The organism is Pantoea sp. M_9, from assembly GCF_008631385.1.
In the GTDB taxonomy this organism is placed as follows: domain Bacteria; phylum Pseudomonadota; class Gammaproteobacteria; order Enterobacterales; family Enterobacteriaceae; genus Pantoea; species Pantoea eucrina.
Map to the genome: position 1 here is coordinate 278,593 of NZ_VWUF01000002.1, position 26,274 is coordinate 304,866.

The 26,274-nt window shown below is 56.3% G+C and carries 23 protein-coding genes and 1 pseudogene; 8 read left to right on the forward strand and 16 right to left on the reverse strand.

The window, feature by feature from the left end:
- Positions 1 to 62 precede the first annotated feature (62 nt).
- Positions 63 to 632, forward strand: coding sequence for a DsrE family protein (locus F3I15_RS05195; RefSeq protein ID WP_190314926.1), 570 nt, complete (start codon positions 63 to 65; stop codon positions 630 to 632).
- Positions 633 to 706: 74 nt separating this feature from the next.
- Positions 707 to 1,084 carry a RidA family protein gene (locus F3I15_RS05200; protein ID WP_150016839.1) on the forward strand — a complete coding sequence of 126 codons (378 nt, stop codon included), beginning with the start codon at positions 707 to 709 and terminating at the stop codon, positions 1,082 to 1,084.
- A gap of 463 nt (positions 1,085 to 1,547) precedes the next feature.
- On the opposite strand, the gene F3I15_RS05205 is transcribed toward F3I15_RS05200, so the two are convergent.
- From F3I15_RS05205 to F3I15_RS05240, 8 genes are all read right to left on the reverse strand, one after another.
- Positions 1,548 to 2,339 carry a permease gene (locus F3I15_RS05205; protein WP_223810678.1) on the reverse strand — a complete coding sequence of 264 codons (792 nt, stop codon included), beginning with the start codon at positions 2,337 to 2,339 and terminating at the stop codon, positions 1,548 to 1,550.
- Positions 2,340 to 2,685: 346 nt separating this feature from the next.
- A complete protein-coding gene (locus F3I15_RS05210) occupies positions 2,686 to 3,102 on the reverse strand; it encodes an ASCH domain-containing protein (protein ID WP_150016841.1) in 417 nt (138 codons plus the stop codon).
- Positions 3,103 to 3,104: 2 nt separating this feature from the next.
- The gene (locus F3I15_RS05215; protein ID WP_150016842.1) at positions 3,105 to 3,470 is read right to left on the reverse strand and encodes a cupin domain-containing protein; all 366 of its coding nucleotides are present in this window, start codon (positions 3,468 to 3,470) and stop codon (positions 3,105 to 3,107) included.
- Positions 3,471 to 3,531: 61 nt separating this feature from the next.
- Positions 3,532 to 4,023 (reverse strand): DinB family protein, encoded by a 492-nt coding sequence (locus F3I15_RS05220; protein WP_370513331.1) that lies wholly within the window; start codon positions 4,021 to 4,023, stop codon positions 3,532 to 3,534.
- Between the two features lie 102 nt (positions 4,024 to 4,125).
- The gene (betT, locus tag F3I15_RS05225; RefSeq protein WP_150016843.1) at positions 4,126 to 6,120 is read right to left on the reverse strand and encodes a choline BCCT transporter BetT; all 1,995 of its coding nucleotides are present in this window, start codon (positions 6,118 to 6,120) and stop codon (positions 4,126 to 4,128) included.
- Positions 6,121 to 6,236: 116 nt separating this feature from the next.
- Entirely contained in the window at positions 6,237 to 7,472 is a 1,236-nt protein-coding gene (locus tag F3I15_RS05230) for a DUF2254 domain-containing protein (protein ID WP_150016844.1), read from the reverse strand.
- Positions 7,473 to 7,495: 23 nt separating this feature from the next.
- Positions 7,496 to 8,122: a LysE family translocator gene (locus tag F3I15_RS05235; protein WP_150016845.1), complete on the reverse strand. Its 627-nt coding sequence runs from the start codon at positions 8,120 to 8,122 to the stop codon at positions 7,496 to 7,498.
- On the reverse strand, positions 8,123 to 8,839 hold the full coding sequence (locus tag F3I15_RS05240; RefSeq protein ID WP_150016846.1) for a DJ-1/PfpI family protein: 717 nt from the start codon (positions 8,837 to 8,839) through the stop codon (positions 8,123 to 8,125).
- A gap of 96 nt (positions 8,840 to 8,935) precedes the next feature.
- Between F3I15_RS05240 and F3I15_RS05245 the strand changes: the two genes are divergently transcribed.
- Positions 8,936 to 9,628, forward strand: coding sequence for an aspartate/glutamate racemase family protein (locus F3I15_RS05245; protein WP_150016847.1), 693 nt, complete (start codon positions 8,936 to 8,938; stop codon positions 9,626 to 9,628).
- Here F3I15_RS05245 and F3I15_RS05250 read toward each other — a convergent pair.
- The gene (locus F3I15_RS05250; protein WP_150016849.1) at positions 9,617 to 10,207 is read right to left on the reverse strand and encodes a TetR/AcrR family transcriptional regulator; all 591 of its coding nucleotides are present in this window, start codon (positions 10,205 to 10,207) and stop codon (positions 9,617 to 9,619) included. The two genes, F3I15_RS05245 and F3I15_RS05250, sit on opposite strands and share 12 nt — an antisense overlap.
- Positions 10,208 to 10,482: 275 nt before the next feature.
- Here F3I15_RS05250 and F3I15_RS05255 point away from each other — a divergent pair, with 275 nt between their 5' ends.
- On the forward strand, positions 10,483 to 12,435 hold the full coding sequence (locus tag F3I15_RS05255; RefSeq protein WP_150016850.1) for a methyl-accepting chemotaxis protein: 1,953 nt from the start codon (positions 10,483 to 10,485) through the stop codon (positions 12,433 to 12,435).
- A gap of 233 nt (positions 12,436 to 12,668) precedes the next feature.
- Here F3I15_RS05255 and F3I15_RS05260 read toward each other — a convergent pair whose 3' ends face one another.
- From F3I15_RS05260 to F3I15_RS05275, 4 genes and pseudogenes are all read right to left on the reverse strand, one after another.
- Positions 12,669 to 13,211 (reverse strand): hypothetical protein, encoded by a 543-nt coding sequence (locus F3I15_RS05260; RefSeq protein WP_139239699.1) that lies wholly within the window; start codon positions 13,209 to 13,211, stop codon positions 12,669 to 12,671.
- A gap of 13 nt (positions 13,212 to 13,224) precedes the next feature.
- Positions 13,225 to 13,857: a hypothetical protein gene (locus tag F3I15_RS05265; protein WP_139239700.1), complete on the reverse strand. Its 633-nt coding sequence runs from the start codon at positions 13,855 to 13,857 to the stop codon at positions 13,225 to 13,227.
- 505 nt (positions 13,858 to 14,362) lie between these two features.
- Positions 14,363 to 15,208: pseudogene (locus tag F3I15_RS05270) on the reverse strand (cation-transporting P-type ATPase); the annotation flags it as partial.
- A gap of 139 nt (positions 15,209 to 15,347) precedes the next feature.
- Complete coding sequence (locus tag F3I15_RS05275; protein ID WP_150016854.1) at positions 15,348 to 16,028, reverse strand: MgtC family protein; 681 nt, start codon at positions 16,026 to 16,028, stop codon at positions 15,348 to 15,350.
- Between the two features lie 893 nt (positions 16,029 to 16,921).
- On the opposite strand from F3I15_RS05275, the gene F3I15_RS05280 reads away from it, so the two are divergent.
- Positions 16,922 to 17,815, forward strand: a complete 894-nt coding sequence (locus tag F3I15_RS05280) for an ABC transporter six-transmembrane domain-containing protein (protein ID WP_150016855.1) — start codon at positions 16,922 to 16,924, stop codon at positions 17,813 to 17,815.
- A gap of 213 nt (positions 17,816 to 18,028) precedes the next feature.
- Here the strand turns inward: F3I15_RS05280 and F3I15_RS05285 are convergent, their stop codons facing one another.
- Positions 18,029 to 18,910 carry a LysR family transcriptional regulator gene (locus tag F3I15_RS05285; RefSeq protein ID WP_071669395.1) on the reverse strand — a complete coding sequence of 294 codons (882 nt, stop codon included), beginning with the start codon at positions 18,908 to 18,910 and terminating at the stop codon, positions 18,029 to 18,031.
- A gap of 104 nt (positions 18,911 to 19,014) precedes the next feature.
- Between F3I15_RS05285 and budA the strand changes: the two genes are divergently transcribed.
- From budA to F3I15_RS05300, 3 genes are read left to right on the forward strand one after another with little or no spacing between them, the layout of a single operon-like run.
- On the forward strand, positions 19,015 to 19,797 hold the full coding sequence (gene budA / locus F3I15_RS05290; RefSeq protein WP_150016857.1) for an acetolactate decarboxylase: 783 nt from the start codon (positions 19,015 to 19,017) through the stop codon (positions 19,795 to 19,797).
- Between the two features lie 14 nt (positions 19,798 to 19,811).
- Positions 19,812 to 21,491 (forward strand): acetolactate synthase AlsS, encoded by a 1,680-nt coding sequence (gene alsS, locus F3I15_RS05295; protein WP_150016858.1) that lies wholly within the window; start codon positions 19,812 to 19,814, stop codon positions 21,489 to 21,491.
- 22 nt (positions 21,492 to 21,513) lie between these two features.
- Entirely contained in the window at positions 21,514 to 22,287 is a 774-nt protein-coding gene (locus F3I15_RS05300; protein WP_150016860.1) for a (S)-acetoin forming diacetyl reductase, read from the forward strand.
- Positions 22,288 to 22,347: 60 nt separating this feature from the next.
- Here F3I15_RS05300 and F3I15_RS05305 read toward each other — a convergent pair whose 3' ends face one another.
- Both F3I15_RS05305 and F3I15_RS05310 read right to left on the reverse strand, forming a co-directional pair.
- The gene (locus F3I15_RS05305) at positions 22,348 to 24,129 is read right to left on the reverse strand and encodes a sensor domain-containing phosphodiesterase (RefSeq protein ID WP_150016861.1); all 1,782 of its coding nucleotides are present in this window, start codon (positions 24,127 to 24,129) and stop codon (positions 22,348 to 22,350) included.
- A gap of 66 nt (positions 24,130 to 24,195) precedes the next feature.
- Positions 24,196 to 25,863: a putative bifunctional diguanylate cyclase/phosphodiesterase gene (locus F3I15_RS05310; RefSeq protein ID WP_370513336.1), complete on the reverse strand. Its 1,668-nt coding sequence runs from the start codon at positions 25,861 to 25,863 to the stop codon at positions 24,196 to 24,198.
- Positions 25,864 to 26,274 lie beyond the last annotated feature (411 nt).

A 26,274-nucleotide genomic window follows, 5' to 3' on the forward strand; every position in this document is an offset into this window, starting at 1 on the left:
GTGCCGCGGCTTTTAGCGGTATGCTGGCAGACCTGCTGCCTGCCTTTAAACCCGGAGCACTCATGCTACGACCGATTGTATCCTCTCTTCTTTTACTTGCTGCGTCAGGGACAGCACTGCCTGCCAGCGCAGAGACATCCGCCAGCGAGCAGACGCCGCGCATTGCAGGCTACGGCGCTGTTTTCGCCACGCCGGATGCGGCTTTTCAGCCTGACAGCACCCGGCGTTATAAGCTGGTGTTCAAAGTCAGTGACGCTGCCAGTCACCCCTCAGAGCTTAATCCCGCGCTGAATGAAGTGGCCCGCGTCATCAATCTCTATGCCCGGGCGGGCGTGCCTGCCAGTCAGGTGGAGGCCGTGGTAGCGGTGAACGGCGGCGCGACACAGGCCCTGCTGGATGAGCCGCATTACCGGAAATTGTTCAACACCGCCAACCCGAACCTGGGTCTGATCAGGGCGCTGGATGCCGCCGGGGTAAAAGTCACGCTGTGCAGTCAGGCCCTGGCCTGGCATCACTACGATCCCAGCTGGGTGGCAAGCCCCGTCATTCGTACGCCGTCGGCGCTGACGACCCTGACCACGCTGCAAAATCAGGGCTATGCCTTGCTGGATACACAGGGAGCGGCGCGCTGAGCATCTGAAGCAGCAGCGACAGCGCAATGCGGCACGCGAAAAGGCAATCAGTGTTCTGATATGGAGATAACGACATGCGTGAAGTCATAAGAAAAACCTACCCCAGGCTCGGTGAGGTTACCGCGCCTTACGTTCACGCCGTAAAGCATGGCGAAATGCTTTATATCTCAGGGCTGACAGCGTTTGGCACCCCGGCGCAGCATCAGGGTATCGCCATGCAGGCTGAAGAGATATTCCGGCAAATCCGGTACATTGCGCGCGCTGAAGGCACCGATCTTTCCGCGCTGATTAAAGTCACTATCTTCGTTACCTCTTTCAACGAAATTAGCGCATTGCGCACCGTGCTTTATCAGCACTACGGCGATCACCTACCCGCCAGTTCGCTGGTGGAGGTCAGTCGCCTGTTCTCACCGGATCTCCTCGTTGAGATCGAGGCCATTATCGGCCTGTAAACCCGCAGCCTGTGGGACGTCTGACTGACAGTTGTCTTTGCTTTTGTGCCTTCTTGCCTGAAGCTGATGCTTGCTCACTCTGCACTTGCGTTAACCGTGAGAATATTTCTTAAAGGCGGACTGATTTTACCAGATGGTCATAACATGACGATTATGCTCTGCTGGAGCATAAGATCAGGCTGGATGCGCAAGGCTGATGGCTGTGTGGACGTCTCTGCGGTGCGATGCACTACCCTGGGTAGCGTTATCAGGCAACGACTAAACGTCCTCACCGCCTGTGTTGCTTAGCTAAAACCTGAGGCGCTTTTACAGGTGCATACGGCTGTCCGAGAGTCACTTATCTCATTGAGGATACTTTCTGTCTCATTCTGAGCAATGGTCAGGCTGCTGAGATTGCCTTGTTGGGTTTTCATCATCGTCCTTTGAGTATGACAAAAGTGAAAGAAGCCAGACGCTGCCCGTATCAGCCTGCGATACCCCATGCCCTGAATCCTGTTATAACAGCCGCATAGAGGCTTATCGCCACTATGCTGATGCAGGTTCCACAGGTGATGGCTTTTGCCGAGGTGCCCGTACCGAGGTAGTGCGTCTCCAGCACGATGATATTGGCGGCAGGGGGCAGAAGGCAAAACAGATACAGGGTCGCTGGATTGTCTGTGATCAACTGAAAACTGAATGTACTGGCAAGCGCCAGTAGCAGTGAGCACACAATGGCCATCGCACCCGCTTTGAGCAGAAATGGCCTGAACGCCTGCAAGAGATCGCCAGGCGACAGCGTGATTTTTGACAGCCAGATCCCCAGTATGGCCATGCCCAGAAAGCTCATCATGAATTTTGAAACGGTGTAAAGCCCAGATCCCCAATGGCTGACGTCCTGACTGACAGGAATAAGCACTGCGCCGGCAATGAGTGCCAGGACCGGCGGCGTCTGCAGCAGTTTCAGTAAATTGAACCGGCTGCCTGATAGCATACCGGCCCCCACTGAATTTCCCACAATAGAACTGCCAACATACGCGGCAATGATAATGGCAGAGGCATCATTCCCAAACAGTGCACCTGCAACGGGCAATCCCAGCCACCCGATGTTGAGGTAGCTGAAGCAGAGGCTTTTCACAGGATCGCGCATCAGCCGCTGACAGACCATCATCACTACCAGCATACAGAGCGCGGTAGTGATAATGATGGGGCTCATGCTGTTAAAACGTGTGGAGATATTAAAAACAATGACAACGGGAATCGCGATACGCGTCAGCACCCACGACGCCCCGGTTTTGAAGTCGAGTGCAGTTTTGCCAGCCAGCCAGCCTGCAAACAGGTAAATCAGGGGGAAAAAGATGCTCACAATGTTTCCTTTGTATTCGCTGAACTGCTTGTCCTGATAAGCGTATGGCTTGTTCAGTACACCTCGGTGCGATCCCATAGCGCTGAGTGTGTTATCGTTTGCCGCACCGCACCGTAGTGAACGTGCAGGGGCTTCGCTGGTGCTCCATTCGGAAACAGAGAGTCAGGGGCGTAACAGGACTGGCCTGGGCTCGCGATGTAACCTGAGCAGTCCGCTGGCATACAAAGCACACAGGCCAAAGCAGATCTGCTATGCAGGTTCAGCGAGATAACACCTCAATCAGCTCAAACTCTTCTGCTACCAGTTCCATGCGCTCATCAAATATGCCGGTACACGCAAAAAAGCGCTGATGCTCCCGGCGCCAGTACGCGAGACTTAAATCGCCTTCGCCTTCTTTGCGCGCAAAGTCTGCCGTGACATCGCAGAAGCGCATTAATGTCAGGCATACAATGCGGATCACGCAGGTGGGTTGATTCTGCCCATCGAGAACAATGCAGTAACGGCCCGGCGCGGGGGCGTCAGCATCCTGTTCAAAGGCTGCAAGCGAGCCGCAGGTTGCTGTTTTCTTACCCTGGGCAATCAGTGCAGCCAGCGTATCGGCAAGGGCCGGTGAGTCGCCAAATGCCCAGTTTAATGCGCGCGGGTATTTTGCCTGCAGGGTAGCCAGATCGGTCATGTTTACGCCTCCTGAATATTTAGGTGTTGAGGCGCTGCATCAAAGCGATCGCCGCGTGGAGTCGGGTGTGATATCGCCAGAAATTCGGTGGCAACGTCGCTGTCATTACGCGCCTGATGCATCCTGTCCGGGGCAATCTCAATGCCTTGCCGCGCGCTGAGGGTAACCTCCTGGTCTTCCAGCGCCATGGTCAGTGTCCCCTCCAGAACAAAAAAGAACTGACGGGAAAGGGCGTGATAATGACGCACTTCAGCTGTGCCCGCGGGCATTTTTTCATGGATGATCATTAAATCCGGCCGGTTCAGCAGATACCAGCCATCGCAGTGATCCCCCCAGGTGTAGTGCTCAGCATTCTCGGTTGAAATCACTCATGCCTCCTCGTCCTGTGAGTCTGTTAATCAGGCACGTATCCGTGCCAGGTTCTGACAGTCAGAGCTGTTTTGCGTGATCGCGCAAAAACACCGACAGCACATCCTTAGGCGGCGTGACGCCGCTTGCTGATAACAGTCCGCCCACCGCACCACGATGGTAGGTACCGTGAAACAGCATGTGATGGAGCATCTCTTCAGCCTGCATTTCACCAGGTCCGCCGTCTACAAACCGAAAATGAAGGGTTTCCGCCAGGTCGGCTTCGGTCAGGGTGGCCACGTGTGCCAGATACCAGCGGGTGGTCGCGGACATCGCACGCATCAAGGTTTCAATCGCGGGCGTATCCGGGGTGTTCAGGGCGGTAAACCCATGCGGCTGACCAGTGAGGTTGGCTTTGAAAATGGTATCCACGACGAATACATGATTCATGAGGCGCACGGCCAGATGACGTTGCTCTGCAAACTTTCCGGCGTCGATGCGGGCAATCGCCTGCAGGGTCAGCTCATCTATCCATAATTTGTAACGTAAAAGGGTCGTCAGCGAACGGCTCATGATTTCATCCTGAAATGGGCAGAGCCCCATCATAGCAGCAAAAAAAACCGCCAGCGGATAAAAAAAAAGAGGAGCCAGGCTCCTCTTCTGTCATGTCATACGTTAACGCACAATGTGCAGGAAGTGCAGGTGCTTCTCGTACTGGTCGAGAATATCGTTGATGATCTGCTCCTGATTCCAGCCCATCACGTCATAGTCCTGGCCTCCTTCCTTGAGATAAACCACCGCGCGGTAGTATTTCTGCTCCTCCGCTTTGTCGCTGCCTGACATGCCTGCCAGAGCGAAGGCAGGCTGCAGGTAAGGGCGCGCACGAACTTCATAAACAAAGTTCAGCTCCTGACCCAGATCGACCTCGAACCGTACCCGGTCGTCTTCATCACCTCGGGTGTGCGACAGCGTATTTTGCTTCGCCAGCTCCTGCTCCACCATCTCCATCGCCGGGTAAATCACCTCGGTCATGAAACGTTTAACCTGGGAGCGCTTGGGAAAGTAGGCAATGTTACGCAGACGACGCTGCCACGGAATGGGGTTGCGGGCCGCCGTGGGTGCAATGGTGGCAATCTGCTTGCTGTCCCGTTTCCAGGCATCAATGCGCAGTGCCTTGAGCAATCCGTACATCGACATCAGCAGAATAATGGCGAAGGGCAGCGCACTGGCAATCGTCACCACCTGCAGCGCTTTCATCCCGCCGGCCAGTAGCAGCGTGATTGCCACCACACCCATCAGACCAGACCAGAAAATGCGCTGCCAGACCGGCGTCTGATCGGTGCCGCCAGACGCCAGCGTATCCACCACCATGGCCCCTGAATCCGCAGACGTCACAAAAAACACCACAACCATTGCCACCGCAATGCAGGACAGCACAAAGCTGAAGGGAAAATGCTCCAGGAAGTTGAACAGCGCCAGCGTCTGATCGCTCATCACCGTCTGCGCCAGATCGGTGGCGCCCTGCTGCATGATCATCCAGATTGCGCTGTTGCCAAAGAAGGTCATCCAGAGCAGCGTAAAGCCTGCCGGCACGAACAGCACGCCGGTGACAAATTCACGGATGGTGCGACCGCGTGAAACGCGGGCGATAAACATCCCCACAAACGGCGACCAGGCCAGCCACCAGCCCCAGTAAAACAGCGTCCAGCCCCCGAGCCACTTGCTTGACTTTGGCTCATAGGCGTAGAGGTTAAAGGTTTTGGTAACCAGCTCAGAGAGGTAGCCCCCGGTGTTCTCCACAAAGGATTTCAGCAGCAGCACCGTGGGTCCCAGGGTACCCACCAGAATCAAGAGCAGCACGGCCAGCCCAAGGTTAATTTCTGAGAGAATGCGAATGCCTTTATCCAGACCAGAGACCACGGAAAGGGTAGCCAGAGCAGTGATCACCACAATCAGGATCACCTGCATGGTGGCGCTCACGGGCAGGCCGAAAAGATGATTAAGACCGGCATTCACCTGCAGCACACCATACCCCAGGGAGGTCGCTACCCCCAGCACGGTGCCTATCACCGCAAAAATGTCCACGGCATGCCCCATCCAGCCATAGATGCGATCGCCGATGATAGGGTAGAGCGCAGAGCGCAGCGTTAACGGCAGTCCGTGCCGATAGCTAAAGAACGCCAGAATCAGCGCCACAATGGCATAAATCGACCAGGCGTGCAGACCCCAGTGAAAGAAGGTTATGCGCAAGGCTTCCCGCGCGGCGTCGACGGTTTCGGGTTCACCCGATGGCGGTGCCATGTAGTGCATCACCGGCTCAGCCACGCCAAAGAACATCAGGCCGATGCCCATGCCGGCAGAGAACAGCATGGCAAACCAGGAGTGGTAGCTGAAATCAGGTTCGGCGTGATCAGGACCGAGCTTGATATCGCCGTAGCGTGAGACCCCCAGATAGACGACGGTCAGCAAAATCAGGGCAACGGCCAGAATGTAAAACCAGCTGGCATTGGCGAACAGCGACGTCTGAAGGGCGGTGAGTTGTGTATCGGCCTGTTCAGGAAAGAGGGCCGCGAAGGCCACCAGGATGAAAATCAGCGCCGCAGAGGTAAAAAACACCGGGGGATTGATGTGGCTTCTTTTTTTCGGGAGGTCCGTTTCTGATGTTGGCATAGGTATCCTGCATATCGTGAATGAAGACCAAATGTAACAATCAGTATGGAAGAGTAAAAGCGATGCGCCAGCATGTGATTAAATTTTAAGCAATTTGTGTGGCGTTTTACACAAGTTTACCCGTCTGTGAGTCGCGCTAGCGCTGTCTTGTCCGCTTCTGAAGTCAATGCCTGTCTTGCACGTTCTGCCGCCTGACTGGCATGACGCTTTGCTTCAGTGGCATAGCGATGTGGCGCTATCAGGGCCAGCGCATGAAAGGCTTTTTGCAGGCGGATCTGCACTTCAATCAGACCGGCACCGTCACGCCCAATGGCGGTAAAGACATCATCAAACATATCGCTGACCTGCACAGGCTGAATAAAGAGACGTGGCCAGATGACCGGGCCTGATTGAGCAGGAACAGGTTCACCGAACAGCCTGACCGCACGGCCGATGATATCGATAGCTGTACCCGGATCGTTGACAGCGGGTGAAAGCGCGCGTGAGGCAATTTCTGAGAGCACACAGAGGCCAAAACGGGGATCCTGCTCATACGAGCGCTGTTCACCCACGGTAAAAGCACTTTGCAGATGGCCCTGCTCGTCTTCGGGAATCGGCTGCGTGCACCAGAGCAGCGGTGCGCCAGGATGCACAAAGCTGCCGGGCTGAGCTGCCAGATAGAGAGAAGCATGCTGTTGTTCAGCCCAGTCACTGAGCCGTTGCAAATCGATATGCTGCAGATAACCAATCGTCTCTGGCAGGAGCGGATGGGATTCTGCTGCTGCGGGCAGCTTACCCTGCCAGGCCGAGCCACCCATGCACGGATTCTGTAATCGTTCCGTCAGCGCCGCGCGGGTGGCCTGCTCCACACGCTGAGACGTTTCACCCAGGCTGCCAAAATTAGCGAGATGCTGGATCCAGCGCAGCAGGGTGATCACAATCATGGCGATCACCAGCAGCGTCACAAAGAACAGCACCACCCGTCCCTGTGTGCCGTAGGCGCCCATACCCAGTGCGATGATCCCCACCAGGCTGAAGAGAAACGAGCCAATAAACGTTGCGAGCACATTCTGCGTGGTACGATCTTCCATCAGCAGGCTGGTGGCCCGCGGCGTCACGCTGCTGCTCGCAGAGTTATAGGCAGTCACCATGATGTTCAGTGAAAACGTCGTCACGGCCAGCATACTGGAAGCCAGGATAGCCAGAATTTCGTCCACCGCTTCACTGCCGATCAGACCGGATACGGAGGCAGGAATAAACGGTTTGACCGCGATAGCCACCAGCGCGGTGATCACAGCCAGTACGGCAAACAGTGAGCTGCGAAACCAGAGCTGTTTGGTCAGCTGGCGTAACACCCATTGCGTTTTTGACATGGTCTTCCCTGTCATCAAAGTGGTTAACTGCGGCTCAGCAGCAGGCGCACGCCGGCCAGTGCAAAACACGCGGCCAGCACGGCATCAAGCGTGCGCTGAACGCGCTGGTAAAGGGCCACCATCACGGGCGTGGAGAACAGCAGCGCATAGCCGCCAAACACCCCCACACAAATGGCGGCACAGCCGCCGATCACGTCAGGCAGCACGCTGGCATCCGCACCGGGTGTCAGCGTAACGGACATGATAGAGACCCAGGTAAGGATAGCCTTGGGATTTAATATGTGCATGAGCACGCCCTGCCGGAACAGCTTGCCGTAGTGCACCACAGGCTGCGAAGCGGGGTCCACGCGCGGTGCCGGGCGCAGCGCTGATTTCCCGGCTTTCCACGCCAGCCAGAGCAGATAGAGTTCGCCTGCGATTTTTAGCACGATCAGCAGCTCTGCAAACGTGGCCATAAACGACAGAATGCCTCCGGCGGCCAGCAGGGCCCAGGTCATGGAGCTCACAATGACGCCGCCGGCCAGCGCCAGCGCAGCCCGCCGGCCGCTGCGCATTGCTGTCCCCATAATAGCCATGTTGCTGGGGCCAGGACTGGCGGTGGCTACAAAGTAGGTAATAAACACTAACAACAGTTCGCTGATGTGAGGCATTCAGTGGTCATCCTTGTGTGAGTCAGGCGACGTGAGATGCTGAGCGGCTGCGACAGTGGCCTGACGGCGCATCTCAATGAATGACGCCATCTGGGTGGTGGCCTGCGCTACCAGTTCAGCCGGTGCGGTGCGCGGCGTGCCACTGCTAAAGGGAGGTTGAGGATCGTATTCCATCTGCAGCTGAATCATCTGCGCCACTGCCTCACCCTGCAGGTCAGCCACGACCCTCAGTGCAAAATCAATGCCCGAGGTCACCCCTGCGCCGGTGATGCGGTTTCGGTCACGCACCACGCGCGCGCTAACCGGCTCCGCGCCCAGCAGTGCCAGCTGATCCAGCGACCCCCAGTGGGAGGTGGCCCTGTAGCCGTTGAGCAGACCCGCCGCGCCCAGCACCAGCGAGCCGGTGCAAACCGAGGTCACGAGTGAGGCCTGCGCGCTTTTTTCAAGAATAAACGCCAGTACCGCGCTGTCCGTCATCAGGGCAATCTGCCCCGGACCGCCCGGCACGCAGATCACATCCAGCGGTGGACAGGTGTCAAAGGTGGTGGTGGGCAACATCGCTAATCCCCGGTCTGAGATCACCGGCTCAGGCGTTTTCCAGATGAGATGCACCCGGGTATCTGGCGCACGGGCAAACACCTCAAAGGGGCCGGTAAGATCCAGCTGAGTGACGCCCGGAAACAGCAGTAATCCTACAGAAAGTGCAGACTCGCGCATGACAGTGTCCTTTCAGGTGTGCGATAAAACACCTTAGCGAATTTGCATACCGCGTGTATAGCGCTCCGGCAGCCCATAAGAGGAAAATCACACGAGATGAAAACCATTGGCATTCTGGGCGGCATGTCGGCCGCCTCCACCCAGACTTACTACCGGCAGCTGTGTGCCCTGACGCAGGCGCAGCTGGGCGGGCTGCACTCGCCGGAGCTGCTGATCCGCTCACTGGATTTCGCGCGCATCGAAGCGCTGCAGGCCGCAGGGCAGTGGGCGGCAGCGGGTGACATCCTCAACGCCGAGGCGCATGCGCTGGAGCGCGGTGGCGCCGCCTGTATTGTGCTCGCCACCAACACCATGCACAAGCTGGCAGAGCCGATGATGCAGGGCATCACGATCCCGCTGCTGCATATCGCAGATGCCACGGCTGCGCGCATAGTCTCGGCGGGCCTGCGCACACCGGGTCTGATTGCCACCGCGTTTACCATGGAGCAGACCTTCTATCGCGCAAGGCTTGAGGCCGCCGGCCTGCAGCCGCTGACGCCGGCGACGGCCGATCGCGCCCTGGTGCATCAGATCATCTATGGCGAACTGTGCAAAGACATCACCACGCCAGCCAGCCGCGCGGCCTTTGAGCAGGTTGCTGCACGGCTGGTGGCGCAGGGAGCCGACTCGCTGATTCTGGGCTGTACCGAGGTCGGCATGCTGCTCAATCAGGGCAATGTCTCTGTGCCGGTGTTTGACACCACGCTGATTCACTGTGAAGCCGCGCTGGCCTTTGCGTTAACGCCTTAAGCCGGGCTGCAGCACCAGCTGGATAAACGCGAGGATATCCGCCAGCGCCTGCTGATGTTTGTCGGCGGACGGGCTGATGCTCAGGCGCTCAGCATACCCATTGAGCATGGCGCTGAGCTGGCGGGTCGCCTGCGCCACATCCGTGGTGCGAAAATGTTGCAACGCCACGCCCCGCTGGATGATTCCGCCAATCAGCGCACACCAGCTCGCCATGTTCTCTTCTGCGAGCGCGGCATAGGCGGGGTTGTTTGCGGCCATCTGCCAGAGCGAGTCGTAGAGCTTCCATGAGGCGTCTGCCGCCTCGGGCAGGTAGATGTCAGCCAGCCGGCAGAGCTGCTGCTCGGGTGTCAGCCCCTCAATCTCCTGCGTAAACTGCGTGATTTCCTGCGTCATAAAGCGCTCGACCGCGGCCAGCGACAGCGCCTGCCAGTTGCTGAAGTAGTGATAGATATGACTGCGCGAGAGACCAAGCTGTTCTGTGACTTCGCGGGTCGTAACCGCAGCAATGCCTTTTTCAATAAACAGCGCCACCGCCGTGTCCAGAATACGGTGCGTTAACTCATCATTTTTTTTCTTCATCGGGGGCGTTTTGCAATCCGGGAATCTCTGCGGCACAGGGTAGCAGAAATCACCGGAACTGCCGCGTTTAACCATTGGTGTGACCGATATCAGCGATTACTGAAGTTTACGCAGGCTTCGCCGATAACCCGGGGCCATCTCAGCAGCGCACAGTCTGCCGGGAAGGTAGCTTACAGATGAGTTCTGATTGCGAACGGACCCTGCTTTTAGCCCTCTTTGACACCACCAGGATGCGCAGTGTATTGCGCGATAGCTTAAATGCAGGAAATAAAAATATGTCTTTAAAGACGATGTTCACGCGTGCTCGTTTCAACTCACACGCACAGCCCTCCGACGGCCGCTATGATTGCCAGCGTCTGCCTGCCGCACCCGGCGACATCGGTCTCTCCGCGCGTGCGTGCGGGATCCTGCTGACCTTTGTGCCGCCGGAAGCCGATTTTCATCGCGTCAGCCAGGCCTGGCAGCGCTTTAATTCTGCGTCACGCACGGTGATCACGCTCTCCTCCAACGGGGCGCTCAGCGCCAGTGGTGCGCAGAGCACCTACTGTGACGGAAACGGACAGGAAGGCAGCTGGCTCTGGCTGCCTGATACGCTGGTGGCGGAACATGAGACCCACGTGATCGACCTGCACCTGCAGGATACACACAGCGTTACCGCGCGCATCCGCGCCATTCAGCGGGATCTGGCGGCACTGCCCCTGCGTATGCCGCTGTCTGCCGATCGCACCTTTGCCATGATCTACTGCGACGGGTTGTCAGCCTCTGAAGGCTTTTTTATGCAGGCCTGGTATGACAGCGGCCGCTTTCCGTGTCTGGCCATTGGCGGCTCAGCGGGTGGTCGCGTAGCCTTTGACGGCACCTGGATTGGGGCGGGCGGACAGGTGCTGCAGGGCAAAGCCGTGGTGGTGTTCTGCCGTATGGCGGCCGGAAAATCGTTTGCACCGTTTAAAAGCCAGAATTTCACGCCGCTGGATAAAAGCTGGCTGATTGCAGAAGCGGACCCTATGACGCGCACTGTAACCTCGGTCTTTACGGCGCAGGGCCAGCAGCAGCCCTTTACGGCAGCACTCGCTGAGCAGCTGGACTGCAGTGAGTCGCAGCTGAGCACACGTCTGCAGGGGCTCACGTTTGCAGTGAAAGTAGGTGAGGCCTTTTTCATCCGCTCTGTGGCCAAAATCGAGGCCGGACGCGTGCACTTTTTTTGCGATCTGGAGTTCGGTGACCGGCTCTATCTTATGCAGGAGCGGGACTTCAAAGCGGCCACGCTGCAGGACTGGGCGACCTTTACCGCCCGCTACGGTAAACCGGCTGCCGTGATGATGAACGACTGCATTCTGCGTCGTCAGGGTAACCTGGGTGCCCTGAAGCAGGCGCATTTCTTTAAAGGCATTCCGGCGGCGGGCTTCTCAAGCTTTGGTGAGATTCTGGGCGTGCCCATCAACCAGACACTCTCCGCGCTGGTGTTTTTTAACCGCGACGTCAAAGCCATGACACAGTTTCCCGTTGAGTATGCGGGCTATGCGGCGCACTATGCGCAGCGCGCACTGCGCCGGTGGGAGGCGCTTAATGCCATTCAGACGCGGGTGCTGGAGCGAGTGGTGAGCTATCAGCAGGAGCTTGCGCCCATTGTGCAGGCGCTGCCCGCGCTGGAAGCGGCGACGCAGAGTCAGGGCGAGACGCTGAGCCTGGCCGAGAGCAGTATTCGCGCCATCAGCGCGCTGGCAAGCGACAGCCAGCAGGCGCAGAGCCAGCTGGGGGAGGGGCTTGACGATCTGGAGCGGATTTCTGACGGCATCAACGTGATCACGCACGGCATCAGTAACATCGCCTTTCAGACCAATATTCTGGCGCTGAACGCGGCGGTGGAAGCGGCACGTGCCGGCGAAGCGGGACGCGGTTTTGCGGTGGTGGCCGGCGAAGTCCGGCGGCTGGCGCACTCTTCTAAGGATCAGGCTGAAGCCACGGCCAGCAACATCAGCGATGCGGTCAGCACGATTTCGCGCATCCGCACGGTGGCAAGCCACACGGTGCAGACCGCCAGTGACATGGCCGATCGCAGTCTGCATGCGGCGGATGCCATCGCCGCCATGAGCCAGCAGACGCGCAGCGAACGGGCCGATATCTCGCAGCAGCTGCAGAGTCTGCGTACGCTTACCGCAGGCATGGATGCCATGCAGGCAGCCGTTGATGAGCTCAAGGTTCTGCAAACCCTTTCCTCTGATCGGTAACGATCGTCACCCGGGCGCAGCACGCTGCAGCGCCCGTATCATTACTTCGCAATAAAACAACTGGCGGCTCTCCCTGAGGCAGTGAGCGGCCCGTCTTTCTCAAGCATATTGAAACTCAGCGTGGTAGTGATAAGACATGTTGCACTGTGGAAAACAGGAAATCACGGTCAAAATCCGTGTTACTGATTCAACTTAACATTATCAATATTAACGCTACGTTTATTTATCGATTTTTAATTCCATCCTTTACTTTGCATATTCTTGCGATAATCGTAAGTAAATTTTTCACCATAAGAGGAAGAGAATTGAATTTTAAAGTTGAAACGTTCATTTTGTAGGAGTTGCTCTTTTAAAGATAATATGGCTTGGTTCAAGCCGCAGAGCCCTTTAGCATTCTCATTAGCTTCAATAAAAAAACTCTCCTTATCTTTTATGAGGAAATCATTTTGCCTTGGTGTCGCGTATAGGAAACATCTAGCATCAAGGCCAAGCATATTCACTGCAGAGTAAAAATCACCAAAATTCGATTTTCCAACAGGTTTGCCATCGATAGTTACTAAGGTTTTATGAACAATTGCATTTCCTAACCCCCCATTGTAAAAATAAATTCCATTTCTTTTTGTTTTACTTCTTCCATCAATGGAATAATAAGCAGTGATTTGCGGCCTAAGTGAGGTTTTATAAAACTCTCGCTGAAGCCATAACTGAGAGCATGTGACTAAACATGCAAAAGTAGCAACAATTGTAGCCGCATTTCTTTTGAAAAAACCGAGCATTATTCTATGTCCCTCAGCTATTATTCGATGAATAGGTAGGGTCAAGGAATTTTGCTGTTGAATCAATCATCATTGAAGAGCAAAGAGTTCTAAATGCTAAATAGCCTACTATTGAAAACATTACAGGCGAGGCTATATTGACAATAAGTTCCATGATGAAATCTATAATTCCTCCGTTTTTAATTATAGAGGAGGAGGTTGAGTCATATATGGTGATAAAGTAAGCATAGGATATATCACTAAGTATTTTTGTCAATAAGTACATGGCAGGAATGACTATGAGAAAGCCTATTTTTTTTGCTCTTCTTCTCCAGCCCTTCTTCCATGCGTCAGTAACAATAACACGGATTTCGCCATCTTCATCCCATAATTCCAGGGCGTTAATGTATCTTTGAACAGACAGGTAGTTTAAAATTGCTTTTTGAGGTAGCGGGTGTTTTATTAACATTTTAATGTCAGTGTAGTCCGTTCCTTTGGCTCCATAAATAGCCGAAAAAAGATACTCAATAACTAATTTGCTACTATTGGTTTTTGAAATTTCCTTGTTAAAATCTAAAACCAAAGAGCTTTTATCTTTGTTTTTATTATGTCTATAAACTAAGAAACTAATGATCCATGTAAGAACTGAAATTAATGCGGTGGTCATTATGCTAAGTGCCATTCGTGAGGTTTGTTTAATAACTGCCTACCTTACTTTATTTTGTACCACGTTGCTATCACCACTTGCCTGCAGACTACAGCACACAAAGTTGTGCTTTCTAAACGACTGTTCAGCTTATAACTGTTTTTTAAATAAATTTGTCAGTCCTGCTAGCATCATTTCCATTATCAGCGCTGCAGGCAGTGGCAATACGGCTTAGTACAAAGTGAATGGCTACGGCAGACACATCCTGTAAGGAACTTATAACGCGGATTTAACAAAACGTTTGGCATGTTGATAAACAAATGTGGACTCATAAGCTGCGCCTTTTAGCCCGGAACCACGGGTAAACCCAAGCCACGCACTATCGAGATCGAAGCCACCCTTAGAAACATCGGTATCAATAGCATAAGGATTTTCACACGGATTATCGTCACCATCGCGACTTGAATCGTCGCTAAAAGTTATTGCTGCAGTACTGATGGTGACTACCAGTTACCGGCACTCAAAGCGTCCCTACCAGGGATTTAGCGAGCGTGCCAGACCAGGTATGTTTACCGGTAGCGACCACAACCGCCAGTGCGCATCCGCTGGTAACATTAGTGCCCATCAGACAGATAGTGTTCAGTTCCAGCAGGTCAGCTTTCCGCTCTGGCGGCGGGGTGTGGTCATGCAGTTTAGGCCGTCCGTCTGCCACTACATCGGCTTTTTCCACCGGCAGGGACTCCCGGCTGAGAATCGACTGGCTCACAAAAAGGTCGCGCGCTTCCAGTAAGCGGAAATCGGCTGGCACCAGATCACCGGCTGACAGAACAATCACATCCCCTGGCACAAGTTCTTCCACGGGCAGCAGCGTCTGAACCGGGGAGACATTGTCTGATGCCCTGCGCAGCACGGTAGTGGTTATGCCTACCATGGATTTCAGCGACTGGGCCGCTCTGTTGGTACGAAACTCCTGCCAGAAGCGCAGCACACCACTCAGCGTGATCATGGTCATGATAATCACCACGCCGGTTACATCGATATCCTCGCCTTGCCGCTGCGGAAGCCACACATCCGTCACCGCGCTTACCGCCGCCAGCGCCATCAGGACATAGATGAAGGGATTATTGAATGCCTGAACAAACTGGACCAGCGCTGGCGGCGCTTTTTCATGTGCGACTTCATTAAGGCCATGCTCTTTAAGCCGTTTACCGGTTTCTTCTGTCGTCAGGCCCTGTCGGCTGCTCTTTACATGGAGCAGCGCCTGCTCGGGGTTGAGAAAAGCCGCGTGCTCAACGGCAAGCGGTGCGGCTGAATGATCCGAAGCTGACTGCGTCCGGTGTGATTTCCGGAAGAGGGTTTGCATATCAGTCATGATGTTTCTCCGTATTCGGGACAATATTAACCCTGCACCTGATTTCAGTGCATCGCGCTTATTTAATAAGTGAAGGTATTAAATTAAGGGAATATCCATGTTGCCCTCCTGGTGCGTTTTTTAATTCACCGCGAACCCGTTAACCGTTTTTGGGACTCCAGCGCACAGCAGAAATATTCTCGTGTCCCCCAATTCGGGACATAATACAATCCAGTGTTTTTCGGGGATCGGTATTGCTGATAAGCTCAGCGCGAATTTCCTGGTATCCTTTTTCCTCTGCGGAAACGGACTCCAGTCCCTGGAGCGTCAGCGTCATCTCTGCGGCAAGAGTCAATAAAAGCCGGCGAATGGCATTTTCATCCGTATCATGGCAGGTGACTTTAAGGACATACCGTTTTTCGTCTTCTGTCGCGCCCGGAAACTGATTAATACGCTGTGCGGCTTCACGCAGCAGAATATTGGCGCACAGAATAATCAGCGTGGCAGCGGCGGCATGCCAGAAGTTGCCCACGCCGCACAGCACACCTATCCCCGCAGAACACCAGAGGGTGGCAGCGGTATTCAGGCCCCGGATATTCATGCCTTCACGCATGATAACGCCGGCACCGAGAAAGCCGATCCCTGAAACAATCTGCGCTGCAATGCGGCCTGGCGAGTCCGGTGAGGCGGACACAGAGCTCAGGATGAACACAGCAGCCCCGGTTGCCACCAGCGCATTGGTACGCAGGCCCGCCATACGCTGCCGCCACTGCCGTTCTGCACCAATAAGCGCACCTAACATCATGGCGGCAAGCAGATGTGAAATATAAGGGAACATCATTTAAGTTCCTCCCTGTCCAGAAAGAATGAAACTGTGCCTGAAAAGCACACCACAGGTGTTGCCGGTTACGGCAACGTCAGTGGTAAAAGGAAGGAGGAAAAAGGGCGCTTTGAAAAATAAACATGACAACTGGCCTCACATTGCTGTGAATATATCTACAGGGAGGCAATCATCAGATATAAGAGGATTGCTGCCCGCCATGGTGGCAAGCAGCACAGAAAAAAGCGTGTCAGCTTGCCTGAAAAAATGATTTAGGGTGACTGTCCAACGTATTTCTCCTGTTTTTATGTTGCGTAAATTATAGCTGTCGCTTGATAAGAGTAAAGGCCAAATATACAGAATCAAGAAAATTTAACGTATTTTTATTAGCCTGCTAATAGCTAATTCACTACTGATTTACTGAATGCCAAAGGTCATCGCTTAATTAATTTCAGGCTATTTCGTAAAAACTTTTATTGGCTTCACGCTGGCTACCTCTGGAGGCGACCAGGCCTGTTGGCGCGCAGAGTCTTCCGGAAGCAAAAACGTGTCGGATGCCACCCACTGGCAACCGTCGCCCGCTCCCGCCTCAGAGAAACGTCAGGCGTCGTGTCAGGAGAGCGTTGCAAGGCTGGCTGTACTCATGAACGTCTTTAACTCATAGCGATTTCTGCTGTTTGTTGGGGTTCTGGCCAGGACAGGATGAGGTGCAGAGAAGCCGGTTTGCCGGACGGTGTTCTCTGTCTGCGTGCCGCGTTTCAGGTGGATGCGGGACCATTGGGGGGTCATGAGCACTCAGTCGGGTTCTGATGCGCCCTGTCCTGAGAGACAGATAGGCCATTGACTTTGAGCGGTTGCTCAAATAAGCTCACACCCGGTTTGAGCAATCGCTCAAAAAATAATGTTAAGATACGATGACTATTCTGAACACACAACACACTCAGCAGGCGCCTGCAGGTGCGGCTGCCACGCTGAAAAGGCTGGGACGGCGTCACAGCAAAAAACTCATTCTTACACTCGGGCTTGTGATTGCTGAAAACGGGCTCTATTTGCTTTATCCTTTTTTAGCGGGCTTTGCGGTGAACGCCATACTGGCAGGCAATGCCTTACATGCCGTGCTCTATGCGGTGATGGTATTTGCGATGTGGCTGATAGGGGCAGCGCGACGCAGTGTTGATACGCGTACGTTTGCGCGCATTTATGCTGAAATGGCCGTGCCCGTGATCCTGGCTCAGCGTCAGGAAAATAACCGTGCTTCCATGGTGGCGGCGCGCGTGACCTTGTCGCGAGAGTTTGTGGACTTTTTTGAGAAGCACCTGCCGGTGCTGATTACCTCTGTTGCCTCGATTGTGGGGGCGGCGAGCATGCTGCTGATCATTGAGTTCTGGTCAGGGATAGCGTGTCTGGGCATTTTAGTGTTTTTTGCGCTGTTTTTTAAACGATTCACGCGCCGAAACGAGCAGCTCTTCTTGCGCCTGAATAACCGGCTGGAAAAAGAGGTGGACATGGTGAGTGATGCTCCCGCCTCACCGCTGGTGCGGCACTACAGCGTGCTGGCACGTCTGCGCATCTGCCTCTCGGATCGGGAAGCGTTGGGGTATCTCGCCATTGGCAGCGTGGCGGCGTTGCTGTTTGGCAGCACCATTCTGGTCATGAGTCTGCGGGGGCACGTTGAGGCGGGTCATGTTTATTCTGTGATGACCTACATGTGGATGTTTGCCATGAGCCTTGACGACGCGCCTCAGCTGCTGGAAAAATATTCCCAGCTCAAAGACATCGGGCGCCGGGTTAACAGCGCACAGGTTTAGCCGGACACCAGTCCGGTGATAAAGAGACGCCGGAGGGAACAATGTGGCTCAACACGATACTGACGCGCCTGACCCCTGGGGCCCGTTCCGTGCAACGAAGGGGCCGGTCAGTTAACCGGGGGCCGCTTATCAGCCTGGCCTTCAGGCCAGTCTGTAAAGTCAATGCCTTCAGAACAGACGACACGCCCTGAACGCAGCGCCGCATCCGCAGCGCTACTGCTCGTTGATCAGACTCAGCAGGTGCAGCACGCTCCGGCTCGGATGACTGCGCCGCCAGGCAAAGGCGATATCCGTAAACAGCGTGTTGTTTTCGATTTCACAAAACCGCAGTTGCGGATGACCAATACAGCACAGCGAGGCGGGGACCAGCGCAATGCCGCAGCCGGCGGCAACCATGCCGAGTGAGGCCGCTATCTGCGGAGCCTGCTGAAAGCGCGCGGCAGACAAGCCGGCTCGCAGGCAGGTACTGACAATCAGCTCATACAGGCTGGGGGCGACCTCGCGCGGAAACATAATCAGCGCGTCATCGGCCAGCTGCGCCAGCGCCAGCGTACCCGCACCACTCAGCGCATGCCCCACAGGCAGGGCTATCATCATGCGTTCGGTTTCGATCACCCGCAGATTAAAGGCTTTGCTGCTCTCACACGGCAGCCGGATAAACGCAGCATCAAGCTGCCCGTCACGCAAATCCTGCATCAGCAGCGCCATGTTCTCTTCACGCGTAATGAGCTCCATCGCCGGGTAGCGCGTGGTAAAGCGCTCAAGCAGCGTAAACACGGATGCGCCAAAAGCCACTGAACTGGCAAACCCCAGTGACATCTGGCCGCTCATGCCGCGCGCCACGCCGCGGGCTTTCTCCAGTGCGTGATCGGCCAGCTGCACGATCTGCATGGCGTCCGGTAAAAAGGCGCTGCCCGCGTCGGTGAGCTCCACGCCCCGCGTCAGACGCCGGAGTAACGGGGTGCCTATCTCATGCTCCAGGCGCTGGATCTGCTGACTCAGCGGCGGCTGCGAGATGCCCAGCATTTCGGCGGCACGGGTAAAGTGCAGCGTCTCCGCAACGGCAACAAAATAACGTAGATGGCGCAGTTCCATATCAAAAACGTCTCAAAGTTGGCAGCTTTCGCTATTGGATTCTGTGAGCACGCTGGCTCATCCTGATATTAACACGGCTTAACTATCAGTTTGTGAGGCAGGAAATGTATGATTTTGTATCCGGTTGTTCGTGCGAGGAACAACTCACCGACACCGTCCGTAAACTGGCTACGCATTCAGCAGAAAAGGTTATCTATCAGACCTCACTGATGAGCGCGCTGCTGCACGGCGTGTACGACGGCGCCACCACCGTCGCCGCGCTCTTGGAGCGGGGCGATTTTGGACTGGGCACGTTCAATCAGCTCGATGGCGAACTGGTGGCGTTGGATCGTGAAGTTTATCAGCTCCGTGCCGACGGCAGCGCCCGTCCGGCCCATCCGGAACAGCAGTCTCCTTTCGCGGTCATGACCTTCTTCACCCCTGAATATGAGCACCACTTCAGTGAGACCGCCAGCCGGGAAGCGGTGCATCGCGTGATCGACAGCGTCATCACCTCTGATAACCACTTCTGCGCACTGCGCATCAGCGGCGAGTTTACCGCCGTGCAGACCCGCACCGTGCCCTGTCAGTGCCGGCCCTATCGCTCAATGCCCGAAGTCCTGGGCAACCAGCCTGTGTTTGCGTTTCATCAGCAGGCTGGCGAGCTCATTGGCTTTCGCACGCCACAGTATATGCAGGGCATCAACGTGGCGGGTTACCACGAGCATTTTATCACCCGCGATCGTCAGGGGGGTGGTCACATCCTCGACTACGAACTGGCCAGGGGCACGCTGACGTTCGGTGCCATCAGCAAGCTCGTGATCGACTTACCGCAGGATCGCGACTTCCTGCAGGCCAATTTAAATCCCGACAACCTGGATGAAGCTATCCGCTCCGTTGAGAGTTAATGACAGAGGTAGAGATGAAAGAGCTGAAAACCCACACAACCTGGCGCAGCGGGGCCGATCTGGTCGTGGCGCAACTGGAAGCCCAGGGCGTCAACCATGTGTTTGGCATTCCCGGCGCGAAAATCGATAAGGTGTTTGATTCGCTGGTGGACTCACGCATTGAACTGATCCCCGTGCGACACGAAGCAAATGCCGCGTTCATGGCCGCAGCGGTGGGCCGGCTCACCGGCAACGCCGGCGTCGCGCTGGTGACCTCCGGGCCTGGCTGTTCTAACCTGGTGACCGGCATGGCCACCGCCACCAGTGAGGGGGATCCGGTGGTGGCCATTGGCGGGGCGGTAAAACGCTCGGACAGTGCAAAGCAGGTGCATCAGAGCATGGACACGGTATCGATGTTCCGTCCGGTCACCAAGTTTGCGGTGGAGGTCACCGACGGGGCCGCGCTGGCCGAGTGCGTGTCGAATGCGTTTCGTCATGCTGAGAACGGGCGTGGAGGCGGGGCATTTCTTAGTCTGCCACAGGACATCGTCGATCAGCCGGTGACCGGCAGCTTGCTGCAGCATAAAGGCCGCGTCACGCTGGGCGCCGCGCCGGATGCGCTGGTGGAGGCGGTAAGCCGTGAAATCGCCCGCGCCAAAAATCCGGTGATTTTGCTGGGGCTGATGGCCAGTCAGCCGGAAAACAGCGCGGCCATTCATGCGCTGTTAAGCAAGAGTCATATTCCCGTGACCAGCACCTATCAGGCAGCCGGCGCCGTGCGTCAGGAGCATTTCTCCCGCTTTGCCGGGCGTATCGGATTGTTTAATAACCAGGCAGGGGATCGTCTGCTGCAGCAGGCCGATTTGATCATCACCATCGGCTACAGCCCGGTAGAGTATGAACCGGCCATGTGGAACAGCGGCAATGCGATACTGGTGCATATTGATGTGCTGCCGGCAGAGACCGATAACCGCTACCTGCCCGATGCCGAACTGGTCGGAGACATTGCGCAAACGGTACGCAAAATTGCCGAACGCGTGACCACGCCGTTGCAGCTCAGCCCCGCGGCTTCCGCTATTCTTGACGATCGGCAGCATCAGCGTCAGCTGCTGGCACTACAGGGCGCGAGCCTTGATCAGTTTGCCCTGCATCCGCTGCGGATTGTGCGCGCCATGCAGGACATCATCAACAGTGACGTCAGCCTCACGGTGGACATGGGCAGCTTTCATATCTGGATTGCCCGCTATCTCTACAGCTTCCGTGCCCGCCAAATCATGATTTCCAATGGACAGCAGACCATGGGGGTCGCCCTGCCGTGGGCGATCGGTGCCTGGCTGGTGGATCCCTCCCGCAAAGTGGTCTCTGTCTCAGGAGACGGCGGCTTTCTGCAGTCCAGCATGGAGCTGGAGACCGCAGTGCGGCTCAAAGCCAACATTCTGCACATTATCTGGGTGGATAACGCCTACAACATGGTGGCGATTCAGGAAGAGAAAAAGTACCAGCGCGTCTCGGGCGTGAATTTTGGTCCGGTGGACTTTAAAGCTTACGCCGAAGCCTTTGGCGCCGCGGGCTTTTCGGTGAACAGTGCTGCCGAGCTTGAACCCACACTGCGCCGCGCTATGGATGTGGAGGGCCCGGCGGTGGTGGCCGTGCCTGTTGACTACAGCGATAACCCGCTGCTGATGGGGCAATTGCACCTCAGTCAGCTGCTTTAATCACCTATAAAAGGATAACGCGATGAAAACCCGAGTGGCATTGGTGACCGGAGCCGGTCAGGGCATTGGCGCGGCGATTGCGCGGCGCCTGGCGCAGGACGGCTTTGCAGTGGCGGTCAGCGATTACAACGCGCAGACCGCGCAGCAGGTCGCTGACCAGATTGTCTCCGCCGGTGGTAATGCGATTGCGCTGCAGGCTGATGTGGCACAGCGCGAGCAGGTGTTTGGTGCGGTTGAAGAGGCACGCCAGAGGCTGGGCGGATTTGATGTGATTGTGAATAACGCCGGGGTGGCGCCTTCCACGCCGATTGCGGAGATCACCGAAGAGGTTGTGGACAAAGTCTATAACATCAACGTGAAAGGTGTAATCTGGGGCATTCAGGCCGCTGTGCAGGCGTTTGCGGCAGAGGGGCATGGGGGCAAGATTATCAATGCCTGCTCGCAGGCGGGGCACACCGGTAACCCGGAGCTCGCTGTCTACAGCTCCAGCAAATTTGCCGTGCGCGGGCTGACCCAAACTGCGGCACGCGATCTGGCCGCCGCCGGGATCACGGTTAATGCATTCTGTCCGGGCATTGTGAAAACGCCGATGTGGGAAGCGATTGATCGGCAGATTTCTGCCGCAGCAGGTCAGCCGGAGGGCTATGGCACACAGGAGTTTGCAAAACGCATCACACTGGGACGGCTCTCTGAGCCAGAGGATGTGGCGGCCTGCGTAGCCTTTCTGGCCGGTCCGGATTCTGACTACATGACCGGGCAGTCACTGCTCATCGATGGCGGGATGGTTTTCAATTAATCGCCCGCGTCCAGAGCCCGTGATGCAGCCATCACGGGCTCTGGAGCCTGATAACCGGACTCAGCGGCACAGCTCGCGCAGTTTCCACAACAGCCATGTATCCAGATCGGCATCCGTCATCGGGCGGGCATAGAAAAAGCCCTGGGCCTGATCGCAGCCATATTCCGTCAGCGTATGCACGGTTTCTGCATTCTCAACACCCTCAGCCAGCACCACATAATCAAGCTCTTTAAGCATGCTGATAATGCTGCGCGCAATAATACGCGACGCCATATCTGAAGAGAGATCGCTGATAAGAGAGCGATCAAGTTTGATCACATCCAGCGGCATGCGTCGCAGATAGCTGATGTTACTGTACCCGGTGCCAAAGTCATCCAGCGCAATATTAAATCCCCGCTGCTTCAGCCGCACCAGGCCTGCCATGGCCAGCGGACTTTCGATGATGCGTTCGGTCTCCAGGCACTCAATGCCCAGCAGCGAGGTGGGTAACCGATGCTGCTGCATCTGCTCTTCAAGCAGGGCCGCAAAGCTCTCGCGGGCAAAATCATTAAGGCTGACGTTCACCGTAATGGGCAGCTGTATACAGTGCGCGCGCAGGCGCGCCAGGCGTCCGATGGCGCGATCAATCACCCAGCGGGTCATGGCTTCGAGCAGCTCCGTCTGTTCTGCCAGCGGCACAAAGGCCACAGGCGAGAGTTCGCCATACACCGGATGACGCCAGCGGATCAGCGCTTCCAGACCAATGGGCGCGCCGGTTTGCAGACACATTTTAGGCTGATAAACCAGATAGAGTCCGCCCTCAGTACGCAGGGCCGCCGCAAATTCCTGCATCAGCGTGTCATCACGCGTGTCATACACTTTGGAGGACATGCTGTAGGTCACCGACGGCACGCCCCGGCCGATAGCGTCATGCAAGGCGCTGACGGCCCGGCGCAGGATGTCATGGGCCGTAAAAGCATCTGCAGTGAAATCCGCCTGGCCTGTGTGCGTGGTCAGCGCCACAGTCAGACTGTCATCCAGATCGGCCGTGATCCCCTCCATCCGGCCGGCAATCCACTCTGCGCTCAGGCGGCTGGTATGGCGGGTGAGCAGGGCAAAACGCCCCGTCGCCACGGTGTAGAGCAGCTCTCCCAGCGCCGGACGCAGGCGCAACGGCAACAGGGTGGCCACGTCTTTCAGCAGGCCCTCGACCGGGCCCATACCCATTGAACGCGCCAGTTCGTAGGCGCGCGGCATATCAATGCAATCAATTAACACCAGGCGCCGCGGCGTGACGTCACCGGACGCGGCGAGATATTGCAGATCGCGAAGCAGACGCTGCCGGTTAGGCAGGCCCGTCACCGGATCGGTTAAGCCGGAGGCGTGCCAGGCTTCCAGAAACGACATCACCAGCCGGGCCAGCAGCGTCAGGGTATCCAGCTGCTCTGCGTTAAAGGGATGGGGCTTGCTGTCTGTCACACAGAGCGTGCCCAGAATCAGCCCCTCCCGGTTTTTCAGCGGCACCCCAGCGTAAAACCGGATAAAAGGCTCACCTGTGACAAACCGGTGTGTGACAAAACGCGCATCCAGCCAGGTGTCCGGCACCACCATGGCCGCGTCATCATCCACCACGTAACGGCAGAGCGAGTCTTCACGCGTGGTCTGTTTGAGTGAAAAGTTGCATGCCGCCCGGATGTACTGTTCGTGATCGTCCAGGACAGAAATAAAGCAGCCCGGCATGCCCAGTACCTGGCTTGCCAGCCGGACAAATTTGTTCAGCACGTCATCGCGGCATTCATCGGCTTCACGCAGCGCGTCCAGCGCGCGATGACGCCGGTGATCGTCCGTGAGGTCAGTCAGCATAACGCCTCCCGGACAGGCTCATCAGGAGGACGGGTACGCGAAAAAAAGTCAGGAAGGGCGTGTTCATCAGGCCGCTCCTCTGGCCGTTAACAGCCGTTCAAATTCGTCAGGACTCAGGGGCTGGCTCAGCGCATGACCCTGCAGAATGTCACACTGCGCCTCATTGACCAGCGCACGCTGCGCGGGACTCTCTATACCTTCTGCCAGCACACGGAGATCAAGGCTCCGGCCCAGTGCCGCAAGCGCGCTGAACATCATGCGAATCCGGCTGCTCTCTGCCAGCTGCGCCGTCAGGGATTTATCGATTTTCAGGCCCGCGATGAAGTCATATTGCAGCAGGTTTACGGCACCCAGCGTGCGCCCGTAGTGATCGATGATAAAGCGGGCACCGGTTCTTCTGAGGGCGTGAAAACGTGCCGGCACCTCCTGAACCAGTGAGGTAAACAGGGACTCGTCCACTTCAAAATGCACAAAACTGGCGTCATTTTGCGTTAATTCGCCCAGCAGCCGGTCCAGCCGGATATCATCAAGCTGACGCGGGAAGAGATTGATACTGACATGTAAGCCGGGATAGCACCGGCGCCACTGGCTGACCTGATGCAGCGCACTGCGCAGCACCCACTCACCCAGCGTAATCGACAACGAACTTTTCATCAGCATGCCCATAAACGCATCGGGCAAGAGCAGACCGCGTACCGGATGCTGCCACCGCAACAGTGCTTCACAGCCAATAAGGTCATCGCTTTGTGCACAATATTGTGGCTGATAGAACAGCACAAACTGTTGCTGGCGCACGGCGACTTCCAGCTCTCGCTCCAGGCGACGGCGCTGCTGCTCCGCCTCCCGAAACACCGGTAAAAACTGCACGCTGCAGCCTTTACCCGCAGCTTTGGCCTGATAAAGGGCCAGATCGGCGGCCGACATAATGGCAGAGGCATCCCGTGCATGTTGCGGATACGCGGCGATCCCCACGCTTGCCCCCACGGTGACCGGCGAATCCTGATAGTTAAACGGTCGCTGTATAGCTGCGATCAGCGCCTCTGCAGTCAGCGTTGCCGCCTGACCGCTCTCTGGCAGCAGAACCACAAACTCATCCCCTCCCGGGCGGGCGGCAAGGATGGCATGCCGGCACACTGTGCGGATCTGTTCGGCGACGTGGCACAGCAGCGCATCCCCTGCGGCGTGGCCCAGCATGTCGTTGACCTCTTTGAATCCGTCCAGATCAGCCATCAGCAAGGTAAAAGGCACCGCAGCCTGCGTAAGCTGCGTGAGCTGATCCATGAATGCGCTGCGGCTGGCGAGCCGGGTCAGCATGTCCAGCGAGGCGAGCTCACACAAACGGGCCTCACTGGCATGCCGGTCAGTGACATCGCGGACAATCATGCCGACCAGCCGCTCCTGCTCCTCCTGCCAGCCTGAAAACGAGACTTCCGCCGGAAACTCCTGGCCGTTGCGTCGCAGTGCCCAGATCTGCATACGTCGCGGCGGTGACGTCACCGCCTGCTCAGCCATCATGCGCGCCAGCTCCTGACGATAATCGGTCTGAGAACGCTCAGAGACCAGGTTTGCCACGTATTCCCCCATCATCTCCTGCGCGCTATAGCCAAAAAGCCGCGTGGCAGCGGGGTTCCAGAAAATCACGCCCTGCTTGATATCAGTACAGATGATGGCATCAGAGGAGGTTGACGAAATGGCCTCCAGCCGCTGCTGGCTGCTGTGCCGTAACAGCTCCAGCCGGTGTACTTCCATGCGATCCATGACAAGCGAGGCAATCGCGGTAAGGTGCTGATGGTCAACGGCGGTGAGTGCGGGTCTGGGCTGGCTATCCACCAGGCACACCGTGCCAATACGATGTTGCTCAGGCGTAATGAGCGGAATACCTGCATAAAACCGGATGTGCGGATACCCCAGTACCAGCGGATTTTGATTAAAGCGTTTGTCCAGCAGGGTGTCTGTGACACACAGGATGTCGTCCTGCTCAAGCGTGTGATGACAAAACGCAACGTTGCGGGAAGATTCGCAAATGGTCAGGCCGTAGCGCGATTTGAAAAACTGCTTTTCGCTGTCGATAAGCGAAATAAAGGCCATGGGCACCCGGAACAGCCGGGCAGCCAGCATGGTCAGACGATCCAGCGCCTCTGAAGA